This is a genomic window from Virgibacillus sp. JSM 102003 (assembly GCF_041949995.1).
GTDB lineage: Bacteria > Bacillota > Bacilli > Bacillales > Amphibacillaceae > Lentibacillus.
In genome coordinates this window covers 80,984-102,695 of sequence record NZ_JBHFQH010000016.1, presented here as the reverse complement: position 1 = coordinate 102,695, position 21,712 = coordinate 80,984, and the positions used below count along the sequence as shown (strand labels likewise).

19 protein-coding genes, 2 rRNA genes and 1 pseudogene are annotated in these 21,712 nt (G+C 37.6%); 14 read left to right on the top strand and 8 right to left on the bottom strand.

The features are described 5' to 3' along the window. The 5 genes from ACE1TG_RS16740 to ACE1TG_RS16720 all read left to right on the top strand — a co-directional run. Positions 1-126: ribosomal RNA gene (locus ACE1TG_RS16740) — 23S ribosomal RNA — on the top strand; the annotation flags it as partial. A gap of 108 nt (positions 127-234) precedes the next feature. Next, a 5S ribosomal RNA gene (rrf, locus tag ACE1TG_RS16735) occupies positions 235-350 on the top strand. A 303-nt stretch (positions 351-653) separates the two neighbouring features. Next, positions 654-1,064 (top strand): RDD family protein, encoded by a 411-nt coding sequence (locus tag ACE1TG_RS16730; protein ID WP_375053548.1) that lies wholly within the window; start codon positions 654-656, stop codon positions 1,062-1,064. Positions 1,065-1,540: 476 nt separating this feature from the next. Continuing rightward, entirely contained in the window at positions 1,541-2,863 is a 1,323-nt protein-coding gene (locus ACE1TG_RS16725) for a glycoside hydrolase family 18 protein (RefSeq protein WP_375053547.1), read from the top strand. Positions 2,864-3,015: 152 nt separating this feature from the next. After that, positions 3,016-3,675, top strand: coding sequence for a DUF4396 domain-containing protein (locus tag ACE1TG_RS16720; protein WP_375053546.1), 660 nt, complete (start codon positions 3,016-3,018; stop codon positions 3,673-3,675). 92 nt (positions 3,676-3,767) lie between these two features. Here ACE1TG_RS16720 and ACE1TG_RS16715 read toward each other — a convergent pair whose 3' ends face one another. Next, positions 3,768-4,355 (bottom strand): hypothetical protein, encoded by a 588-nt coding sequence (locus ACE1TG_RS16715; protein ID WP_375053545.1) that lies wholly within the window; start codon positions 4,353-4,355, stop codon positions 3,768-3,770. Between the two features lie 168 nt (positions 4,356-4,523). On the opposite strand from ACE1TG_RS16715, the gene ACE1TG_RS16710 reads away from it, so the two are divergent. From ACE1TG_RS16710 to copZ, 3 genes are read left to right on the top strand one after another with little or no spacing between them, the layout of a single operon-like run. Further along, positions 4,524-4,814 (top strand): metal-sensing transcriptional repressor, encoded by a 291-nt coding sequence (locus ACE1TG_RS16710; protein ID WP_375053552.1) that lies wholly within the window; start codon positions 4,524-4,526, stop codon positions 4,812-4,814. Between the two features lie 12 nt (positions 4,815-4,826). Further along, a complete protein-coding gene (locus ACE1TG_RS16705; protein WP_375053544.1) occupies positions 4,827-7,220 on the top strand; it encodes a heavy metal translocating P-type ATPase in 2,394 nt (797 codons plus the stop codon). Positions 7,221-7,252: 32 nt separating this feature from the next. Further along, positions 7,253-7,459: a copper chaperone CopZ gene (copZ, locus tag ACE1TG_RS16700; RefSeq protein WP_375053543.1), complete on the top strand. Its 207-nt coding sequence runs from the start codon at positions 7,253-7,255 to the stop codon at positions 7,457-7,459. A 252-nt stretch (positions 7,460-7,711) separates the two neighbouring features. On the opposite strand, the pseudogene ACE1TG_RS16695 reads toward copZ, so the two are convergent. From ACE1TG_RS16695 to ACE1TG_RS16680, 4 genes and pseudogenes are all read right to left on the bottom strand, one after another. Then, positions 7,712-7,938 (bottom strand): annotated as a pseudogene (locus ACE1TG_RS16695) (CoA-disulfide reductase); the annotation flags it as partial. Between the two features lie 178 nt (positions 7,939-8,116). Then, entirely contained in the window at positions 8,117-8,881 is a 765-nt protein-coding gene (locus ACE1TG_RS16690) for an ABC transporter permease (RefSeq protein WP_375053542.1), read from the bottom strand. Beyond that, positions 8,878-9,609: an ABC transporter ATP-binding protein gene (locus ACE1TG_RS16685; RefSeq protein WP_375053541.1), complete on the bottom strand. Its 732-nt coding sequence runs from the start codon at positions 9,607-9,609 to the stop codon at positions 8,878-8,880. The genes ACE1TG_RS16690 and ACE1TG_RS16685 overlap by 4 nt, the downstream gene beginning before the upstream one ends. Before the next feature lie 326 nt (positions 9,610-9,935). Continuing rightward, the gene (locus ACE1TG_RS16680) at positions 9,936-11,522 is read right to left on the bottom strand and encodes a peptide chain release factor 3 (RefSeq protein ID WP_375053540.1); all 1,587 of its coding nucleotides are present in this window, start codon (positions 11,520-11,522) and stop codon (positions 9,936-9,938) included. 450 nt (positions 11,523-11,972) lie between these two features. Here ACE1TG_RS16680 and ACE1TG_RS16675 point away from each other — a divergent pair, with 450 nt between their 5' ends. The 5 genes from ACE1TG_RS16675 to sdhB all read left to right on the top strand — a co-directional run bounded on the left by ACE1TG_RS16675 (position 11,973) and on the right by sdhB (position 18,987). After that, positions 11,973-13,565 (top strand): long-chain-fatty-acid--CoA ligase, encoded by a 1,593-nt coding sequence (locus tag ACE1TG_RS16675; protein WP_375053539.1) that lies wholly within the window; start codon positions 11,973-11,975, stop codon positions 13,563-13,565. Positions 13,566-13,969: 404 nt separating this feature from the next. Beyond that, on the top strand, positions 13,970-15,136 hold the full coding sequence (locus ACE1TG_RS16670) for a hypothetical protein (RefSeq protein ID WP_375053538.1): 1,167 nt from the start codon (positions 13,970-13,972) through the stop codon (positions 15,134-15,136). A gap of 15 nt (positions 15,137-15,151) precedes the next feature. Further along, positions 15,152-16,396, top strand: a complete 1,245-nt coding sequence (locus tag ACE1TG_RS16665) for a metal-dependent hydrolase family protein (protein WP_375053537.1) — start codon at positions 15,152-15,154, stop codon at positions 16,394-16,396. A gap of 107 nt (positions 16,397-16,503) precedes the next feature. Beyond that, a complete protein-coding gene (locus ACE1TG_RS16660) occupies positions 16,504-17,799 on the top strand; it encodes a Zn-dependent hydrolase (protein ID WP_375053536.1) in 1,296 nt (431 codons plus the stop codon). Positions 17,800-18,240: 441 nt separating this feature from the next. Next, positions 18,241-18,987: a succinate dehydrogenase iron-sulfur subunit gene (gene sdhB / locus ACE1TG_RS16655; RefSeq protein WP_375053535.1), complete on the top strand. Its 747-nt coding sequence runs from the start codon at positions 18,241-18,243 to the stop codon at positions 18,985-18,987. A 73-nt stretch (positions 18,988-19,060) separates the two neighbouring features. On the opposite strand, the gene ACE1TG_RS16650 is transcribed toward sdhB, so the two are convergent. Then, on the bottom strand, positions 19,061-19,222 hold the full coding sequence (locus ACE1TG_RS16650; protein ID WP_375053534.1) for a hypothetical protein: 162 nt from the start codon (positions 19,220-19,222) through the stop codon (positions 19,061-19,063). A gap of 143 nt (positions 19,223-19,365) precedes the next feature. Between ACE1TG_RS16650 and ACE1TG_RS16645 the strand changes: the two genes are divergently transcribed. Next, positions 19,366-19,815 (top strand): YndM family protein, encoded by a 450-nt coding sequence (locus ACE1TG_RS16645; protein WP_375053533.1) that lies wholly within the window; start codon positions 19,366-19,368, stop codon positions 19,813-19,815. 170 nt (positions 19,816-19,985) lie between these two features. Here ACE1TG_RS16645 and ACE1TG_RS16640 read toward each other — a convergent pair whose 3' ends face one another. Together ACE1TG_RS16640 and ACE1TG_RS16635 are read right to left on the bottom strand one after the other, a co-directional pair. Beyond that, entirely contained in the window at positions 19,986-20,681 is a 696-nt protein-coding gene (locus ACE1TG_RS16640) for a YetF domain-containing protein (RefSeq protein ID WP_375053532.1), read from the bottom strand. A 27-nt stretch (positions 20,682-20,708) separates the two neighbouring features. After that, positions 20,709-21,689, bottom strand: coding sequence for a DUF3231 family protein (locus tag ACE1TG_RS16635; RefSeq protein WP_375053531.1), 981 nt, complete (start codon positions 21,687-21,689; stop codon positions 20,709-20,711). Positions 21,690-21,712: the final 23 nt, after the last annotated feature.

The following is a 21,712-nucleotide window of genomic DNA, read 5'->3' as shown; positions in this document are numbered from 1 at the left end:
AAGATGAGACTTCCCATCACTTCGAGTGAGTAAGATCCCTCAGAGACGATGAGGTTGATAGGTCCGAGGTGGAAGCGTGGTGACACGTGGAGCTGACGGATACTAATAGATCGAGGACTTAACTAATCAATACTGGATAAAACGTTGTTGTGAAGCTCTTATTTAGTTTTTAGGGTATAAAATTTTGAAAACCTAAGGCTAAGATGTTCTGTTTAAACACAAAACATCAGTATGTCTGGTAGCATTAGCGGAGAGGACACACCTGTTCCCATGCCGAACACAGCAGTTAAGCTCTCCAGCGCCGATGGTAGTTGGGGCTTTGCCCCTGCAAGAGTAGGACGCCGCCAGGCAAATGATAAAAGCCATTAATCATTAGAATAGTAAAAGAAGAGTAACCATCATTTTGTCATCAAAATGATGGTTATTTTTATTGGTATAATGGTATTTTTGGTTAAGTGCTAGCCTGCATTTTGACCTACAGTTTCGTGTGAAATTGACTAGCTGTCACTTAATATTATAACGTAATCTGAATATTTCTGTTAAACTAGATATAAAGATCACTAACGGTGCTTAACCAGACATGACAGGTTAGTTTAGGGAATTCAACAATCAATTTTTAAGGAAAAAAATACGACAAAGGGAGGGGGGCTATCGTGAAAAGTTATGCTGAATTTGGTAAAAGATTATTAGCAAGATTTTTAGATGTTACCATTTTTTCAATTTTAATTGGTAGTTTATTTTATGTTTTTACGGGAGATTACAGTATTGCTTGGAATAAAGGATTGATTTGGGATTTATTTTACACATTATACTTAATTGTAATCCCTGTGTTATGGGCCGGATATATTATGGGTAAACGAATTTGTGATATCAAATTAAAACGAACAGATGGTGGCGATGTTAAAATTTCCAATACCTTTTTAAGAGAGCTTGTAGGTTTTCACCTTATTGGTATTGTCACACTTGGAACATCCTTAGTAATAAGTATTTTTATGGTCATATTACGAGAAGACAGAAGAGCAATACACGATATGATAGGTGGAACTTATGTAAGTGAAAATTAAAGTTTCATAACCGGATTAATTTTGGAAGAATAAATGTTATTTTAAATTTAGTATATATTTCGCCGCTATTGTTAAAAATCCATTTTTTAACGGAATAAGGATCCCCTTCGACTGGCTGGCGGATCCTCATTCCGTTATTTCCTTGAAAACCCTCGTTTTAAGCTTGGGTTCGGATCCTCATTCCGCTATTTGTCATTTTTGCCTCAAATTTGACTGATTTTCTACTAATAGCGGAACGAGGATCCGTCTCACCCTTCCGAGAGCACCTTTTCTGCTATTTAACGGAATGAGGATTCATTTCGTTTGATAGCAGATCCTCATTCCGAGTCGCAATATTTCAATTCCTTATTATATAATCCAGAGCAATTAGCATACGTTTTGGCGCAAACCTCTAACAATTATTTAGTGTAAAACCTATACATGATTTTAGTAGATGAGAGAGACAATATAGGTATTAACTTGTTAGGAGAATAATGATGCATAAAACTAAAATCGTAATTACTGTTCTTTTATGTATTTTACTTCTTCCCCAAGTAACCTCTGCAAGTGTCATTCATGTTGTAAAAAAAGGGGAGAGCTTATGGGGAATTTCAAATACATATGGAACGTCAGTAGAAAAGATAGTAAACTCCAATGGTCTTCCATATAAAGATGTAATTAGTCCTGGATTACCGTTATTAATTCCAGGTAATCAATATATTGTTCAAGCAGGTGAAAGTATTTGGGAGATTGCACAACGTCATTCAACTTCAATTGAAAAGATAAAGTCCACAAATAGTCTGGAGAAAAACATTCTATACCCTAACCAAAAATTAACTATTCCTTCTAGTCCAAAAAAGGAAATTTTCACTGGTGCTTTTATGGTGCCTGAAGGCGAGAAGGCAAATAAATCATTATTAAAGCATTATAAAAATCTTATATCTACTATTGGTTTTTTTGAATACCATCCTGATTCACAAGGAAATCTCAGTAAAATGCCTGCTGAGATCACTGTAAAAATGGCATGGAAGAACAACTTAATCCCGTATGCAACAATAACTAATTTAAGTTCTAACGGATTTGACGACGAATTAGCCCATCAAGTAATTGGCAATACAAATACTCGAAGGAAGCTGATTAATAATATTTATTCTGTTCTACATGAGAATGATTATAAAGGAGTCATTATTGACTTTGAACGAATTAAAAACAATGATCGTGAAAACTTTAATCAATTTATAAAGGAACTTACAGCCAAGCTTCATCCGGTTGGTATGAAAGTTAATGTAACGTTGCCACCAATGCAAGGGGACCGTTATCCAGATTATTATTCTGGTTATGATTATAAAACACTTGGAAAAACCGTGGATTCTTTGTTTCTTATGACCTACGATTGGCATTGGTCTGGAGGGCCTGCTGGTGCTATTGCTCCCCTAGGTAAGGTTAGAGAAACCATCGAATATGCAATATCTGCAGTTCCGCGTTCCAAAATCATTCTTGGAATTCCAATGTATGCATATGACTGGAATATTGATAACAAAGAACAAGGGAGTGCATATGCCCAGGAACATGCAATTAAGTTAGCTCTTGATCATGGCTCAGTTATTCATTATAATGAGGAAACTCATCAGCCGTGGTTTAGATATAATGATAAAAGTGGTGATCAGCATGAAGTGTGGTTTGAGGATGCGAGGTCAATTTTAGCGAAATACCGCCTTGTGAAAGAATATAATCTATATGGAATGGGCGGCTGGAAAATGGGTCTATCCTTTCCGCAGGCAGAACAATTGCTTATGGAAGAATTTAAGCCAAAACAGTGAATGGTGTTTGACTTAATTAATATACGATAAGTAACCCAGGGACTATTTCAATTTTGATAATCCTTTTGTTTGTTTAACTCACTTGAAACGTTTATTTTATACTCAGCCGGGTATTAATCAAGCAGAATGTTTTAACAAGATAAGGTGATAATATGCTCTTAACAATTATTTCATGGATTGCGTTAACAATAGGGTTAATTAGTTCATTAATCATTGTTATTGATGTTATTAGATATCCGCAGATGATGAAAATAATGAATGTGGTTTGGCCGATAAATGGGTGGTTTTTTGGCCCATTTGCGTTATGGACATATTTTAAGTGGGGTAGATTAAAAGCAAAGAAAATACAGGGTGAAGACCGTCGAAGTAAACCTGCTAAGGTATTTGTATCCACTAGCCATTGTTCGGCGGGGTGCACTGTTGGAGACGCAGCAGGTGTACCAATCGTAGCATTAACAGGAATGGCTGTGATTGGGTCGACCTTATTTGCTCATTTTGTTGTTGAATTTCTATTGGCGTATATATTTGGGATTGTATTCCAGTTTTATGCCATATATCCCATGAATAAGGATCAGGGAATAGTTGGATCAATTAAAGCAGCCATTAAGGCAGATACTCTGTCGCTAATAGCCTTTGAAATTGGAATGTTCGGGTGGATGGCAATTGTTCATTATGTCCTATTTGCTCAGCCGCCAAAACCAAATGAGGCATCCTATTGGTTCATGATGCAAATAGCAATGATTCTGGGATTCCTGACCAGTTATCCTGCTAACTGGATTCTTGTAAGAAAAGGAATTAAAGAAGAAATGTAGAATAGCCCTAGAAAGGTGAACTATCCCTAACATTAGCATCCTGAAAAGTAACTGAGGGATAGGGTAGTTCACTATTAGCAAACTCCGTTGGTTTATTTTATTTCCAACTTGGTTAATCCAAGAAAAAGAAAAGCAATGATAAATAGAAGAACAAAGGGATATTTGAAAAAAGAATATACTATTTTATCAGATTTTCTACGTATTAGGTCTTCGGCTGTGTATAAAACCAGCAGCAAAATCATGGTCACGATAAGTGCCATGATCTTTATAATAGTTTCGGGTCTGGCCATAGCCAACATATCTCCAAGCATTGCCCCCATCATGCCACCCATTAATCCAGCTATCATGCCATCGATGACAGCCGGCAACCCAACAGGCATTCCAGCAATGAATCCCACAATTAAACCGATTAAGATAGACAAAATGGTTGAGGCAAATAGATCTCCTTGGTTGAATACCCCTAAAATTGTTCCCATTAATATACCTACCATCATAGCAACCGCCATGGAAATCATCATTCCATACATTTTGGTTACCCATTTTCGGTAGTAAGTAATATACGTGATAATTGCCAGTACCTGAATACAACACGTTCCTATTATAAAAAATAATCCAATCGACATCTTTTCAACTCCGATCGTTAGTTGTCCAATAGTATTATATTCACCGACAACCATCAATATGCAATACCATACGAGGGTATAAAGTTAAATTATAGTATATTATACATCCGTGGAAATCTTTTGTATTACCATCTTTTTTTATAAAAGTTATCTATTGACAAAAATACATATAGGGGGTATATTGAAATCAAAGATTGAAAGGAAGTGAAGCAATTGGGAGAATACATGCATGACCATCCGGTTACGCCTCGAACAGAAGATGAGAAACAGGCTGTCGCTAACCGGCTGAAGCGAATTGAAGGCCAAGTACGGGGTATTCAAAAAATGGTTGAAGAAGATCGTTATTGTATAGATATATTAGTTCAAATAAGTGCAATTAATGCTGCTTTAAAAAAAGTAGGCTTCTCTATAGCTGAGCGCCACACGAAGCATTGTGTCAGCGATGCAGTACAATCCGGTAATGGAAATGAAGCAATTGATGAGCTTCTTGAGGTATTGAAACAGTTTTCCAAGTAAAGGGGGGTATATATGAGTGATTCAGAAGAAAATCAACATACACAACTAGGTGTGACAGGCATGACTTGTGCAGCCTGTTCCAATAGAATAGAAAAAGTACTAAACAAAATGGATGGTGTGGAAGCAAAGGTCAATTTAACAACCGAAAAGGCAACCGTTGACTATAATCCATCTACAACGACCTATGATGATATAACGGCTAAGATCGAAAAGTTAGGCTATGGTGTTCAAACTGAAAATGCTGAATTAGATGTTTATGGCATGACTTGCGCAGCCTGTTCTAGCAGAATAGAAAAAGTGCTGAATAAACAAACTGGTGTTAAGCTTGCCAGTGTAAATTTAGCTACTGAAAGTGCTGCTGTTGAATATAATCCAGGGTTGATGGAAGAAGCTGATATCATTGGCAGGATTCAGAAACTTGGCTATGATGCTAAAATAAAAGCAAATCAGGAAGATAAAAAGACACAGAAAGAAAAGCAGTTAAATCAAATGAAGACAAAACTGATCATTTCTGCTTTGCTTTCGGCACCGCTTTTAATAACGATGCTTGTTCATTTATCTGGAATGAACGTACCAGCTATTCTGCTTAATCCGTGGTTCCAATTTGCATTAGCAACACCTGTCCAATTCGTCATTGGCTGGCAATTTTATGTTGGTGCTTACAAAAACTTGCGCAATGGTGGGGCAAATATGGATGTCCTGGTTGCTTTGGGTACAAGTGCCGCGTATTTCTATAGTCTATACGAAGCTTTGAAAACAATTGGTAATCCCGGATATATGCCGCATCTTTATTTTGAGACAAGTGCAATATTAATTACATTAATTCTTTTTGGAAAATATCTGGAGACAAATGCGAAAAGCAAAACAACGGTTGCATTATCAAAATTGCTCGATTTACAAGCAAAACAGGCACGTGTTATCCGTAATGGTGAAGAAGTGATGATTGCGGTTGAGGATGTGGCTGTTGGTGATCACTTGATTATAAAACCAGGTGAAAAATTCCCTGTCGACGGAATCGTTGTAAAAGGAAAGACATCTGTTGATGAATCAATGATTACAGGGGAATCAATTCCAATTGAAAAAGATGAACAGTCAAATGTGATCGGCTCAACGATGAATAAAAATGGTAGGGTCGAAATGGAAGCAACTAAGGTTGGTAAGGACACAGCCCTTGCGTCAATTATTAAAGCGGTGGAAGATGCACAAAGTACAAAAGCGCCAATTCAGCGCCTGGCAGACGTTATTTCGGGTTACTTTGTTCCAATTGTTGTCGGTATCGCTATGTTGACATTTATTATCTGGATTTCCTTTGTAACACCAGGTGCATTTGAACCAGCATTAGTAGTGGCTATTGCAGTGCTTGTCATTGCATGCCCTTGTGCCTTAGGTCTTGCAACACCGACTTCCATTATGGTTGGTACGGGTAAATCTGCTGAATCTGGTATTTTGTTTAAAGGCGGCGAACATCTGGAGCGTACACATCAGTTGGATACTATTATTCTGGATAAAACAGGAACGATTACAAAAGGTAAACCGGAAGTGACTGATTTTACTGGTGATGAAGAAACACTCAAACTATTGGCCAGTGCTGAAAAAGGCTCAGAGCATCCTTTAGCAGAGGCAGTTGTTGCATATGCTACGGAAAAAAGTATTGCATTAAAAGATGCAACTAGTTTCACAGCAGTACCCGGCCAAGGTATACGTGCTGTAATTTCCGATAATCAGATACTTGTAGGAAGCAGAAAATTATTGACTGAAAATGGTGTAGAAATTGCTCAATCTGAAGAAGAAATGATTAATTATGAGACCGATGGAAAAACGGCGATGCTAATAGCTGTAAATGGTGAATATCGTGGGATTGTTGCGGTAGCAGATACAATTAAGGAAACAGCCGTTGAAGCAATTAGTCAATTGAAAGAGCAGGGCTTGGAAGTAATAATGCTGACAGGCGACAATGAACGAACTGCCCGGGCAATCGCAAAACAGGTAGGTATTGATCAGGTCATCGCTCAAGTTTTACCTGAGGAAAAAGCGGATAAAGTTAAAGAAGTCCAGTTGCTAGGTAAAAAGGTAGCTATGGTTGGTGATGGTGTCAACGATGCACCTGCCTTGGCTATCGCTGATATTGGCATTGCCATTGGTACTGGTACAGAAGTTGCAATTGAAGCTGCGGACGTGACAATAATGGGCGGTGAATTGCTACTGATACCAAAAGCAATTAAAATCAGTAAAGCTACAATCAAAAATATTCGCCAAAATCTATTTTGGGCATTTGCCTATAATAGCGCTGGTATCCCGATAGCTGCTGTCGGTTTATTGGCACCGTGGATTGCAGGCGGCGCTATGGCTTTAAGTTCAGTCAGTGTTGTTTCTAACTCACTTCGATTAAAGCGAGTTAAGATATAGATATAAAGCATTTTGGAAAGGGGGGGATTAGTATGCAAATTACATTGGATGTTAAAGGTATGACATGTGGTCACTGTAAATCATCCGTTAAAGGTGCACTTGAAGAATTGGATGGCGTAACAAGTGTTGAAGTTGATTTAGGATCTGGAAAAGTCGATGTTACCTACGATGAAGATCTTGTTAATGTGAAAGACATGCAAGATGCAATTGAAGATCAAGGCTATGATGTTGTAGCATAATATAAATAAGCTGGGTTCCTTATGGGGAATCCAGCTTTTTAGCAATTCAGGAAGTCTTACTGTATAAGTGCAACTGAAGGCACCTGCTTGACGAACGCCAAGTTTTCTATTGCAGGTGTTTTACTTTCCTAGTATAGGAGTAGGTTTTCCAGCTACCATTTAGGTTTTTAACTTTATAGCCATTTTCCTGCAATATTCTTGTCGCTATATATCCGCGTAAGACTACTTGACAATCATGGACACTAGATTACGCACATCGATTAATACACCTCCATTTGCTACAATTTCATCGATTTCATTCCATTGAACTGTTTCAACAAAACCTTCTACGATATTTCCAGCAACATAACCAGTCATATTGACAGGGTCTTTTGCCGAAGAATAAGAGGTGCATATGCTAATGCCAAATCTGGTAAATCCGAAACTGTTAAGCCGCCTTTTATGGCTGTGGCAATCACATCGATACGCTTATCGACACATCAATTCCATCAGCTTAAGCCTCATAAATTTTGTTTCCTGGTCAAAAACAAGTTTTAAAGCAATTGGTGGCCCAGGTTAGTATCTGGCATGGGAAACAGAATGTACATGAACAACGTGATACATAGGTTAAAAGAAATTAAAAAAAGAATGAGTTTTACCGGTCTTAATAAGTAAAACTCATTCTTTTTTAATGTTTTCCTTCAATAGTTGCATGCGCTGGTTAAATAGGGTTGGATATGATAAGTAACCAAGCATGATGCTTGTGATAACAGCGGTAGTCAGAAGGAGGAATAATATGAGTAATTGAAATAATACTGCTTGTACTGGGTCAGCTCCTGCAATTATTTGACCGCTCATCATTCCCGGAAGCTGTACAAGCCCAATTGTTTTTTGGCTTTCAATTGTAGGGATTGTACTCGCTTGAATGGATGTAATTAGTTGGGTGTGAATCGCCTGTTTGGGAGTTCCACCGAGCGATAGGATGAGTTCCGTTTCATCCTGATGTGTTTCTATTTCTGAAGTAAAGCGATTAAGAAATAAAATTGACAGCACCATTGAGTTTCCGATCACCATTCCACTGATTGGGATAACGTATTGTGGTGTCGGGGGCGTGATATTCAGGCCAAGTAAAATACTCTGTGTCAGGACTTCAATAAACACAAAGGTTATTATTAACTTCCATGTGATTCCAGGTATAGACGCTCCCTTTTTCCTGGCATTTTGTGTGGCGGCTCCAATCATAAGCAATATCATCAGTAATATGTAGATGATGTTTTCGGTATTGAATACAAATTGAAGGACGTACCCAACGGCGAGTAATTGAATGATGGAGCGAACCACTGCAATGGCAGTATCCTTTTCCAAACCCAGATTTAGTGCTTTGGATAAGACGAGCGGAATAATTACGAAAAGAAGCGCAATGGATAAGGTAAGAAAACTCATTCCACTTCACCCCTAACAAATTTCTTCATTCTTTCATTATTTGGGTTTTTTAAAAAGTCACTTTCGCCAGTTTCTATCACTTCTCCGTTCATCATCGCCCAAGTATAGTCACCGATTGTCATTGCCTGCTGCAGATTGTGTGTTATCCAGAAAATCGTCGTATCGTACGTATGATTAATTTTAGTAATTAATTCTTCAATATCCTGTCTTGATACACTATCCAGTGAGGATGTGATTTCATCAAGCAATAAAATCTTTGGCTTGTTTACAAGTGTGCGGCCAATTGATACTTTTTGACGTTGTCCGCCTGATAAATCTTTGATATTACGCTGTAACGAATCCTTATTCATTCCAACGAGATGCAGCAATTCCTTTGCACGTTCTTCAGATAATTTTTCTCCTTGCAGCTCTAAGGGAAGGGAAAGGTTTTTCATCACGCTTCCACTAATCATTGCAGCGTTTTGCAGAGCGATCCCAACGTTTCGACGCAATTTCACCGGAGCATAGCTATTGATAGGTTTGTCATCTATGTAAATATCGCCAGAATCTGGTGATCGCAATCCATTGCATAGTTTGAATAATGTGGTTTTCCCAGACCCAGAAGGACCTACTAGTGTAGTTATTTTACCCTTAGGTATCGATCCTGTAATGTTTTTTAGAATATGTATACCGTCAACTGAGTAATTTACATGCTTAAATAGCAAGGCTTTGTCGTAGTCATTATTCATGTGTAATTCACTTCCTTTGATGAACGAGCACTACAATTATTATAACCTAATTGGTGCAGTATACTACAACGATATGACACTATTACCTAACGTTTTTCTTTAGGGGAAAGCAGGAACTAGCATATAATTACTTTAAAATTCTAGTGTTTATCTGAAGTATAGTGAGTCTATGTAGTTTTCTATCATAACTATATTTAACTTAGCCTCTGTTTTATCTTTTTCTTCCAAAGTTACCTTTAACTCTGTTTGCTTAAATTGTGAACAAATTGCTCTGCAGTACACTATAAAATCAGCCGTTACCAAAACTCATGGTAACGGCTGATTCTTTATTTAGTTTGATCATATTGATTTACTTCGAATAAATCAATTAATTCTATTTTAGGGTGTTTATCTGTGAACCAACGCAGTGCGAACTCATTTCTAAATAGAACAATAGGATTTTCTTCCCGATCCCTAACGAGAATATTCCGTTCATCAAAAAGTGATTCGTCAACTTGTTCTACTTTTAGCCACCGGGGGATTCGCTCACCTATTGACTCTAACTCGACTTCCACATTGTATTCATTTTGCATTCTGTATTTGAAGACATCATATTGTAGTTCACCTACTGCCCCTAAGATATATGATTCGGTACGATGTCTTTTAAATAATTGTATTGCACCTTCCTGTACTAGCTGTTCGAGACCTTTTTTAAATTGTTTTGCCTTCATTACATTTTTGGCTGTTACCTTTTTGAACAGTTCAGGTGGAAACTGGGGCAGCTCATCATATTCAAAGTGTTCTTTTCCTTCAATTAATGTGTCACCAATTCGATAGGCATTCGGATCATATATCCCAATGATGTCGCCGGCATATGCTTCTTCAATTGTCCCTCTCGAGGATGCAACAAATTGCTGTGACTGCGCCAGTTTAATCGGCTTATTAGTTCTTGCCAGATTAACACTCATTCCACGTTCAAATTTCCCGGAGCATACTCGCAAAAATGCTATCCTGTCACGGTGAGCAGGGTTCATATTTGCTTGTATTTTAAAGACAAAACCTGAAAAGTCCGGGTTATCAGGTTGGATGACTCCCTTTGTAGACTTTCTCGGCTTGGGTGAAGGTGCCATCGATACGAATGTATCAAAAAAAGTTTCTACACCAAATGGTGCTAGGGCACTACCAAAAAATACAGGAGTTTGTTTTCCTGATAAAACAGTGTCTAACGAAAAGTCATCTCCCGCTTCATCTAATAATTCAAGCTCATCTTCTGTTGCTTTAAAAGTGGAATCAGACACTAGATCCTGATGTTCAGGTTTATCCAACTCCTCATATGGGATATAGACTTCTTCCTCGTTACCGTTATATTGAACAAATTGCTTTTTATGGCGATCAAAAACACCTAGAAATCGTTTTCCCATTCCTACTGGCCAGTTCATCGGGTAGGTCTCAATATCCAATACTTCCTCAATTTCTTCCAATAAATCAAATGGTTCTCTTCCTTCACGATCTAACTTATTGATAAAGGTGAAAATTGGAATGCCACGCATTCGGCAAACTTTAAATAGTTTTTTTGTTTGTGCTTCAATACCTTTCGTTGCATCAATAATCATCACGACACTGTCTACCGCCGTTAGCGTTCGGTACGTATCCTCACTGAAATCTTCGTGTCCAGGTGTATCTAAAATATTTACCTGATATCCATCGTACGGAAAATTCATTACACTTGATGTTACCGAGATACCACGTTGTTTTTCTATTTCCATCCAGTCTGATGTTGCAAATTTACCGGATTTTTTAGCTTTAACGGTCCCAGCTGAGCGAATTAAATTTCCGAACAAAAGTAACCTCTCTGTTAAAGTTGTTTTTCCAGCATCAGGGTGAGATATAATCGCAAACGTTTTCCGTTTATTAACTTCATTGTATAGACTCATAACAAAATCCCTTCCATTCTAAATTGTTCAATTGTCGTTACTATAGCTATAATAGGGATTTTTAATTTACATCGGAATAATTCTCCTTTTAATTTCACTCATTTACTGATTGATTATACCATCAAAAGATAGCATGATTAGAGCCTTAAAGTCAATGAACACAAAGGTTAGTGTTTTTTTGGTTAGATTAGTAAAACGTGTCCTAATTGAGGTTATGAAGACGCTCTCTCTTTTCAATTTACGTTAAAAAGTCACACTCATCAGGTTTATAAATGGCTGAAACAATTTAATATGATAAAAAGAAGGAATTTTCGGATAGCAGATAGAAATGAGATGGTAGCAGAGATAGAAATAAAATAGAAACATATGATCTAAGCAATTCATATGGTTAGACTTATTACTAATTTGTAAGTTCGAGTAAAAAAATTAATAATAAAGGAGCTGGTTATTATGTTTTCTGCATTAACTCCACTTGATTGGAAACGGAGAGCGGTTAAATATTATTCCGATAAAACTGCGGTTATCGACGGGTCTAAACAGTTTACGTACAGAGAATTTGGGGAGCGTACTGACAAGCTTTCTGTGGCCTTGCATGAAACAGGCATACGAGAAGGGGATCATGTTGCAGTAATGTTGCCCAACACGCACTATATGCTTGAGAGTTTTTATGGTATTTGTCAGCTTGGCGCTGCAATGGTTCCTTTGAATTATCGTTTAACAGCCGAGGACTTGGAGTATATTATCAATCACAGTGATGCGAAAATGTTAATTGTTGATGAGGAGTTTTGTGGTCCAATTGAGGAAATTCAGGATAATCTTTCGTTGGAACAGATTGTCATTGTTTCGGTTCCAGGTCATGAGACTACTTTAAAAGGCGTGGAATATGAGGCATTTCTTCAACATGTTCCAGAGAATGCTGAATCTCCTTTTGTTGAAATTGATGAAAATCAGCTTCTAACGTTAAATTATACGAGTGGAACAACTTCGAAACCTAAAGGTGTGATGTTGACTCATCGCGGTAATTACATCAATGCAGCTAATTTCATGTACCATCTTGGTGTAAATCACGATGATGTTTATCTTCATACACTACCGATGTTTCATGCAAATGGCTGGGGTGGCGTGTGGGCCATTACGGCGGCTGGAGGTACCCATGTTTGTTTGAGGAAGGTCGATCCACCTCATATTCTTGAATTATTTGAAAGTGAAAAAATCACATTGTTATGTGGTGCCCCTACTGTTGTGAACATGCTGGTGAATGATCCAAAAGCAAAGGAAACTGATATAAAAACGCACCCACGTATGGCGACAGCTGGAGCACCTCCAGCTGCGGCTCTTATTAACAAAGCGCAAGACATATTAGGGTTAAATATGATCCATGTTTACGGTTTGACGGAAACTTCGCCTTTTATATTATATTGCGAATGGAAGAAAGAATTTGATTCAAAATCGGCTGATGAACAAGCGACAATTAAGGCGAGACAGGGGATTGAACTGGTTTTTAATGGGGAAACCAAGGTGGTCCATCCAGACGGTGAAGAAGTCAATTGGGATGGAAAAGAACTAGGAGAAATTATTACGCGTGGAAACGTCGTGATGGAAGGATATTATAAGGACGATGAAAAAACTGCTGCCGCAATAAAGGATGGGTGGTTTTATACAGGGGATCTGGCGGTTACCCATCCGGATGGGTTTATCGAAATTCGGGACCGTGCCAAGGATCTGATTATCTCTGGTGGTGAAAATATTTCTTCCACGGAGGTAGAAGGTGTGTTATATAAAAATCCGGCTGTTATGGAGACTGCTGTTATCTCAATACCTGATGAGAAATGGGGCGAGGTTCCGAAAGCTATTGTAGTGCTGTATCCAAATACGAATGTGACTGAAGAGGAAATTATTAATTATTGCAGGTCTAATATGGCTCATTTTAAAGCACCTAAAGCTGTAGAATTTGTGGAAGCATTGCCGAAAACAGCAACAGGAAAATTACAGAAATATCGCTTAAGGGAAATGTACTGGGAAGGGTCGAAGAAGGTGAACTAGTAAACGCTGAAGAAAAAGTGCAGAGTGCGTGTCATCTTATGGTATAAGATGTAATAGTTTTTTTTGAATAATGCCAGGCATTAACAAATGTCTGGCATTATTTGTTGTGTTTTAGATCTTTACATTGATTCATAAATGTAACAAACGGAAATCAAACGCATTTAAAATTTTTTATTATTAAGTTATTACCTAAAACATGGAAATTAACGGCTTTTTCAGACAAAAATCCGTAACCGTTTTCTTTATTGAATGACCGCATTTTTAATGATTAAATAAACATTCTTTTGTATAAAGATAAAATAACTTTAATTATTCAAACTGTGACTAATACTCTGAAAATGGCTATAGACAAGCAAATTCCGAGGTGATATATTATGAGGAATTAATTTTAGAGGAGGGGTTTTATGCTAAGTAATCCACTTATTGCTACAGTGCTTGTTTTTGGATTAATTGCACTGGGAGAGTGGCTATCCATCATATCAAGAGCACGAGTGCCAATGCTGCTCACTGCAATGGTAGGCTTTTTGGTTTTAACGTGGACAGGTGTTTTTCCTAAAGATATATTAGAAAAATCTACATTTGCTGCTTTAGGAGGAATCTTAATTGGTCCTGCTATCTTGCATATGGGTACACTAATTCCCTTCTCATTGCTTAAAAGTCAAATTAAAGCGGTAGTGATTGCTTTAGGTGGTCTTGTAGTGTCGGGGGTTTTGATATTAACAATCGTACCACTAATTTTCGATTATGAAACAGCGGTGGCTGGGGTTGGTCCAATTAGCGGGGGAGTTATCGCCTTGATTATCACTTCTGAAAAACTGACGGAACTAGGGATGACAAGCCTAATTGTAATACCAGCTCTTATCGTCGCTTTTCAGGGAGTTATGGGAATGCCTTTAGCTATGAATTTCATGAGGAAATATGCCATGAAAATCCAACGTGAATTGGATGACGGAACATTCATTCCGATGGCCAATGAAGCAATACAAAGTGAAAAAAAGAATTCCAGTAAATCCAGTTCGCTTAAATCCAGTTCTACATTGAAATTATTCTTTATATTTGTTGGTGCAGCAGTCGGTATTGCACTTGGAGAAATTACGCCGGTTCACTACAGTTTATGGTGTCTGGCAATTGGAATTACCGGTCTCAAGCTTGGCTTGTTTGAATCCAAAGCTCTTGAAAAATCGAATTCATTTACTGTTGTTATGATAGCTATTATTTTCGTCGTAATTGGGACAATGGCAGATGTAACACCAGGGGATGTATTAAGCAATTTACCTAGTATTCTACTAATCTTGTTGATAGGAACATTTGGTATCACTCTTGGCGGGTATATCACTGCCAAACTTGTAAAATGGAATCCCTATAAAGCAATGCCAGTTGCTTTAACAGCACTGTTTGGCTTTCCAGGCGATTATTTACTATGTGAAGAAGTAAGCAGAAGTGTTGCAAGAGATAAGAGAGAAGAGAAGGTTATCTTTGATGAGCTGTTAACACCAATGTTAATCGGCGGATTTACTACAGTTACAGTAGCATCTGTTGTTGTAGCAGGACTACTTGTTCAAACCTTATAAAGGGAGGAATAAAACATGACAAAAACGATTATAAGAAATGGTTTATTAATTGATGGGAATGGTGGCGAACCGAAAAAGGATAGTGTAGTTGTAGTTGATGGAAAAGAAATTGTATACGTTGGCGCTGAAGCCAGCTATTCTGCCACAGGTGATGAAACTGAAGTAGATGCTCAAGGAGGAACGATTCTTCCAGGAATAATTGATACACATGTGCATATGATGATGGAATTCTCACCAATCGCTGAACGATTGGAAACACCATTTTCGTTTATGTACTATAAAGCGGCGAAATATTTGGAGTCTACATTGGATGCAGGGGTTACTTCTGTACGGGATGCTCTTGGTACTGATCTTGGAGTGAAAAAAGCAGTAGAAGACGGACTTATTTCTGGTCCGAGATTACAATTGAGCATCAATGCATTGACCATTACTGGTGGTCATGGTGATGGTTATACTGTTTCTGGAAGTGTCCAAGATTTGCTGCCTTCCGATTATCCAGGAATGCCTAACGGTAAATGTGATGGGGTTGAGGAAGTGCGAAAAAAAACACGAGAGATGTTGCGCGCAGGTGCAGAAGTCATCAAAGTTCATGCAACTGGTGGCGTGTTGAGTGCAACAGACCATCCAGAGTTCACTCAATTCTCACAGGAGGAGTTAGAAACTATTGTTGAGGAAGGACGTTTCCGTAAAGGTGTTAAAGTAATGGCTCATGCGCAAGGTGCTGAAGGGATTAAGAATGCTGTAAGAGCAGGTATACATTCCATTGAACATGGTATCTTTTTGGACGATGAGGCAATTGAGTTAATGCTTGAAAACGGAACGTATTTGGTCCCTACCTTACTTGCACCAGTTGCTGTGCTGGAAACGGCGGATGAAAAGGGTATGCCTGACAGTGCTGTTCAAAAATCCAAAGAAGTTATAGAACAGCATAAAGCAAGCTTTACCAAAGCCTACAATGCTGGTGTGAAAATTGCCATGGGTACTGATGCAGGAGTCATGAAACATGGTACAAATTTACGTGAGTTAGGTTTAATGGCAGATGGTGGCATGACGCCAATGGAAACAATTGTTGCGTCAACCAAAACAGCTGCAGAATGTCTGGGCTGGGAAGATAAAGTTGGTACATTGGAAGCAGGAAAACTTGCTGACATAATAGTCGTCAAAGGAAATCCGTTAGAGGATATCAATTCACTTGCTGATAATGATACAGTGCAGGTCGTCTTGAAAGATGGTAAAGTAGAGAAAAATATACAGGATTAAATGATGATTTTTGCAAAATATTGAGCATGGATACTAATCCATGCTTATTTTTGCAGGTAAGAAAGTTTACCCATATAAGTAGTAAAACTTAATAAGGAGCTGAAACAATGGATAGGAATTTATCATTAAAAGAAAAACTACTGGAACAATATAGCAATCAACATAATGATGACGGCATTCTAGGAGAACGGTTAGCCAACAGATTAGATGAACTGTCACAAATTGGTCTAACAGATGATAATGGTTCGAATCGGCCTGGTTTTTCAAAAGAAGAGAAACAGGCAAAAGTATTAGTTTCAGGCTGGATGCAGGAAGCAGGTCTGGATGTACAAGAAGATGGGGCAGGGAATATATTCGGACGACTTGATGGGAGTGATAACGAACTCCCTGCAATTCTATGTGGTTCACATCTTGATAGCGTACCGAATGGCGGTCATTTTGATGGACCGCTTGGAGTATTATCAGCATTGGAAGTGGTGGAAGCTTGGAATAATACTGGTTTTAAGCCAGAAAAACCATTTGAAGTTGTCATTTTTTCGGATGAAGAAGGATCACGTTTTAATGGTGGGCTAAATGGCAGTGAAGCATTAATCGGAAATAGTGATTTTGAGAAAAAAGTAAAGCTTGTTGATAAAGATGGATTATGCTTTGAAGAAGTGCTTAACAATGTTGGATTAACTATTGAAGGATACTCTAGAGCTAATCGTAATTTAGATGAGATTGAAATGTTCGTTGAAGTGCATATTGAGCAAGGCAAGAGGCTTGAAAATAGAGGGTTACCTTGTGGAATTGTTACCGGTATTGCAGGCCCGTGTTGGCTGGAATTAACGTTTACAGGAGAGGCAGGACATGCAGGGAATACACCTATGAACGACAGAAAAGATGCATTGGTAGCAGCAAGTGAGTTTATAGTTGAAGTCAATAAACTGCCTGGCAAATTAAGTGATTCAGCAGTTGCAACGGTTGGAAAGCAATTAGTTGAACCAAATGGTGTGAATGTTATTCCTGGAAAAGTAGTATTATATGTTGATATCCGAGATATTTTTCTAGAAACAAGAGATCAATTAGTAGATGAAGTATTATCTTTATCAAAAGAGATATCCCAAAAATATCAAATTACTGTCGAGCATGAAGAGAAGCTGCGTGTGGAACCAGTTCCAATCGAAGATCAAACACAGGACATGCTTGAACAATCGTTCCTTGAAAAAGGAATAGAGCCATATAAATTACCAAGTGGAGCAGGACATGACGCAATGATTATTGGAGATAAACTGCCCGTTGCTATGCTGTTTGTACAAAGTAAAGATGGTATAAGCCACAACCCAGCAGAGTGGTCTGATTTAAACGATTGCGTACAAACCATCCATGTATTGAAAAATTTCATAGAAAAATTGAACCTCTAGCGTTTCCAATAGAATATAAACCGGGGATAATTTTTTCACCAATCAAAAAACATTGAATACTTAAGTAAGAGGTAGTTTATAGCCTAGCTAATTACTAAAAGGAAGTAAGTATAATGGTTTATCATGTGAAGGAGTTACAATATCCTTTAAAACCTGAAAGTCCGGATCCTGTTTATGTCAGATGATCTGCCGGGACCAAGTATGTAGTTTTATATCATTAAATTATTAACAACAAAAAGCTTGTAGTTGTCTCTAACTGGGATAATCTACAAGCTTTATTTTACAGGTCCCTTAAATTAAAATACCCCCTATGTTAATTTTCATCCGCTTGCTTTCTAGAATCATTTCATTAAAAATGAAAGAATTAGTTTAAAATAAGGTTTTTTGATTACAATATGTAAAAGACTAGCATTGTTGATCTAACTGAAAAGGAGCTTCGATATGGAAAAAATTCATCTAATCATTGAGAGACAAGAAGATCCAGATTCAAAGCCATATGATGAAGAATTTATGGTGCCATACAGCCCTAATATGAATATAATTTCAGCCTTGATGTATATTCGGCAAAACCCGGTTAATAAAGATGGAGAAAATATAATGCCAGTACAGTGGGAGATGAGCTGTCTGGAAGAAGTTTGCGGTATTTGCTCAATGCTCATAAATGGTGTACCTCGGCAGGCGTGTTCCACGTTAGTTGATAAAATAGAACATCCAATACGGTTAAAACCGATGAGAACATTCCCGGTTGTAAGAGATCTGATCATCGATCGAGAAGGTATGTTTGATTCGCTTAAGAAAGTCAAGGCATGGATCCCTATTGATGGTACATATGATTTAGGGCCCGGTCCTAGAATGAATGAGAATAAACGAGTAATGGCATATGAGCTGTCGAAGTGTTTTACGTGTGGTGTTTGTTTGGAGGCGTGTCCTAATGTGAATGATAAAAATGAATTCTTAGGTCCATTTGTTTTTCCTCAAGTCAGGCTCAAAAATGCCCATCCTACCGGTGGAATGAATAAAGGTGAGAGGGTTCAAAGTTTCATGGATGATGGTGGACTTCAAAGATGTGGAAATTCCCAGAATTGTGTCCAGGTATGCCCAAAAGGAATTCCGATAACTACTTCCATAGGAGCGGTTAACAGAGAAGCTACTGTTCAATCGTTCAAAAGCTTCTTCGGTGCAGACTGAATGGAATTTTAAAAGAGGATGAACAGTGGAAAACCTGTATCAAGAGTGATACAGGTTTTTTAATACATTTAATTTAGTTTCGATTGTTATGGTTGTTTCTATTATTTCTGTTGTTATTATCATTGTTGTTGTTATTATTGTCTAATTCATCAACAAATTCGTTTTCATTAGCGAATTCAACATTGTCTGCGTCCTGGTTGCGGTTATTACGATTTCTCTCGTTATTATTGTCCATTCCACCTATATTAATCCTAGTTTATTATATTGGTTCAGAATAACAAGCCTGAACTGAATATAAAGTTTTTTGCTGAAATCGTTATATTTTATATGAATTAACAAACACTAGTAAATACAAATTAAGAAAGGATGTATTGTTCTATGGATCATATAAAAGTGTTAGGAATTAAATTTATTGCTATATTTGTTACGGTGTTTTCGCTATTTGGGATTTTTTATGATGCTACCCTAGGTAATCTATTTTTGATAAGCTTACTAGTTACAGGGATATCATATTTGATTGGAGATTTATTTATACTTCGGAAATTTGGCAATGTCACTGCATCGATAGCGGATTTTCCATTAGCATTCCTGTCATTATGGGTGCTAGGAAGTTTATTTTTATCAGAAGGTATTCCTATCGTTACTATTTCTGTAATGGCAGCTTTTTTTATTACCTGTTGCGAGCCTTTTATTCATGGGTATATAGTAAATCGATTTGCTGACGGGGATGAGCGAGAAGATTCACGTACCTTAAATCAATTACAAACCGAATTCTCAGATGAAACGAATGAACATACGGTTGCCAATAAAGAAGATACTGATAAATAGTCCTTCCAAAACTAATCCCCTGCTTTTAAGGCAGGGGATTTATTATGCTGATGTGGTTGATAAATTATAGATGCAAATGAAAGGAGAATGTGGGAGCAATACAACGTAAGGCCGAATAACTATAATTCAATGTATTATTTATTCCTCAGGACCTGAATGTTCAGGCCTATTTACATATAATCGTCTTTTTTATCAATAAATAGGGTGCCATCCTGCTGAACCTCTGCATAAAAGACTTGCGAAAGGTAATCCACGTTAGCGTTATTAATCTGGCTTTCTACCCATTCCCTGTCAAGGTTTAATTTGGCCAAATTTTTGTTATTTAGTACACCGTCAGATATTACTTCTGTTGCTATTGGGTATGTATTCGGCGTTGTGCTCAATACATTCATATCGCCTTTTGTTACTGGTTGATTAATTTCTTTTTTCATGACAGATAGTTTTCCGCTTGTTTCAAAAATAGCATAAGAAACATCAGCCATAGAGAATACATTTTTTTGTCTTAACAATGCGTTAAGTGATCCAATATCGAGCCTTGTTTTTCGAAGTGAATTTTCCATTATTTTACCATCTTTAATAACTATTACAGGATTTCCGGTGGTTACTTTTCGAGCGCCTTTCGATTTAATATCAATAAATCCCATTACAAGGGTAAATAAAGCCCATCCAACTAGTGCCAATATGCCGTTCCGTATACTTAGATTCTGACTTGTAGCAAGACTTCCAGCAATGGTACCAATTGCAATTGCAGATACAAAATTAAAAAATGTCATTTGACTGATTTCTTTTCTGCCCATAATCCTTGCTAAGATAAAAAGTACTAAAAACGCTAATATGATTCGTACTAGTAATTCGGGTATGTTCATATGGTTTGCCTGCTCTCATTTCAAATATTATTTACTTCTGGCAAGTGGTAATTGATCCAAGTAACCAAACTCAATCATTAAATTAAGTGTGTCTTCGCCATATAATGATATTTCTGCTAATAGACGTGAAAATTCAACACCAATATCTTTTCTCATGATTGTTCCTAATGCTGTACCATACCGGGAGATGGTTGACGATACAAATACCGAAATTTTATACAGCATTAAACGCTCAGAAAAAGGAGAGACAGTACTATCAGTGATTTCACTTTCCCATGTAGGGAGGTTTGGCAGTTCGTCTGCAGTCAATAATGACTGAAAAATGTCCATATGTTTCTCTGTAATTTCCTGACCTCGTATTAAATGTTCCCGCAGTTTTGTGGATGAACAAATTTGAATAAAACTTCTAAAAAATTCATGCATCAGTTCCATATTGATGAAGTTAGACTTAATTTGTGTTATTTCTACAGCATTCAACGGCCGTCGACCAGTAAGCCAATTACCTGCAAAGGATTGTTTTTGTACTTTTTCGATATTACCTGGGACAGGGAGGTGGATTTTTGGTTCGAATAACCCTTTTTTCTCCATTAACGCGACGAGCTGATTAATTAAGTTTACTAATTTAGTTACAACAGATAGATAGTAATCTCGTACATCAGAGCGTTTTGCTTCTGACAATGCAATTGTATAAACTGGACCAGCATCTTCTGATAAAATATATTTCACAAACAGTATAATATTGTCATTATATAGTGCTGGTGCTTTAAAGTTAAGATCCTCACTTGAAAAGCCTTGAGGCAGGGGATGACCGGACTGATCTAATAAATTCTTCGCTCCGCTTACTTGAAAGGAAGCAAGGTCAAGAGCTTTTTCAAGCCACTCGACTACTTCTGGGTCCTTTGCAGTTCCTATAAAGTAACTTGTCACCCCTACAGCCATTGAATTGCTTAGATAGGAGTTCCAGAGATTGGTGATTTCCCCGGGTGTTAAGGCATTTGTATTTTCCAAAGATATACCCTCCCATAACGTTG

Bases quoted from the DNA above. Each gene is read 5' to 3' on its own strand.
- ACE1TG_RS16645 (WP_375053533.1), top strand. From the start codon at position 19,366: ATGGATCATATAAAAGTGTTAGGAATTAAATTTATTGCTATATTTGTT.
- ACE1TG_RS16675 (WP_375053539.1), top strand. From the start codon at position 11,973: ATGTTTTCTGCATTAACTCCACTTGATTGGAAACGGAGAGCGGTTAAA.
- ACE1TG_RS16640 (WP_375053532.1), bottom strand. From the start codon at position 20,681: ATGAACATACCCGAATTACTAGTACGAATCATATTAGCGTTTTTAGTA.
- ACE1TG_RS16720 (WP_375053546.1), top strand. From the start codon at position 3,016: ATGCTCTTAACAATTATTTCATGGATTGCGTTAACAATAGGGTTAATT.
- sdhB (WP_375053535.1), top strand. From the start codon at position 18,241: ATGGAAAAAATTCATCTAATCATTGAGAGACAAGAAGATCCAGATTCA.
- ACE1TG_RS16725 (WP_375053547.1), top strand. From the start codon at position 1,541: ATGCATAAAACTAAAATCGTAATTACTGTTCTTTTATGTATTTTACTT.
- copZ (WP_375053543.1), top strand. From the start codon at position 7,253: ATGCAAATTACATTGGATGTTAAAGGTATGACATGTGGTCACTGTAAA.
- ACE1TG_RS16690 (WP_375053542.1), bottom strand. From the start codon at position 8,881: ATGAGTTTTCTTACCTTATCCATTGCGCTTCTTTTCGTAATTATTCCG.
- ACE1TG_RS16710 (WP_375053552.1), top strand. From the start codon at position 4,524: ATGCATGACCATCCGGTTACGCCTCGAACAGAAGATGAGAAACAGGCT.
- ACE1TG_RS16650 (WP_375053534.1), bottom strand. From the start codon at position 19,222: ATGGACAATAATAACGAGAGAAATCGTAATAACCGCAACCAGGACGCA.
- ACE1TG_RS16680 (WP_375053540.1), bottom strand. From the start codon at position 11,522: ATGAGTCTATACAATGAAGTTAATAAACGGAAAACGTTTGCGATTATA.
- ACE1TG_RS16685 (WP_375053541.1), bottom strand. From the start codon at position 9,609: ATGAATAATGACTACGACAAAGCCTTGCTATTTAAGCATGTAAATTAC.
- ACE1TG_RS16670 (WP_375053538.1), top strand. From the start codon at position 13,970: ATGCTAAGTAATCCACTTATTGCTACAGTGCTTGTTTTTGGATTAATT.
- ACE1TG_RS16705 (WP_375053544.1), top strand. From the start codon at position 4,827: ATGAGTGATTCAGAAGAAAATCAACATACACAACTAGGTGTGACAGGC.
- ACE1TG_RS16660 (WP_375053536.1), top strand. From the start codon at position 16,504: ATGGATAGGAATTTATCATTAAAAGAAAAACTACTGGAACAATATAGC.
- ACE1TG_RS16665 (WP_375053537.1), top strand. From the start codon at position 15,152: ATGACAAAAACGATTATAAGAAATGGTTTATTAATTGATGGGAATGGT.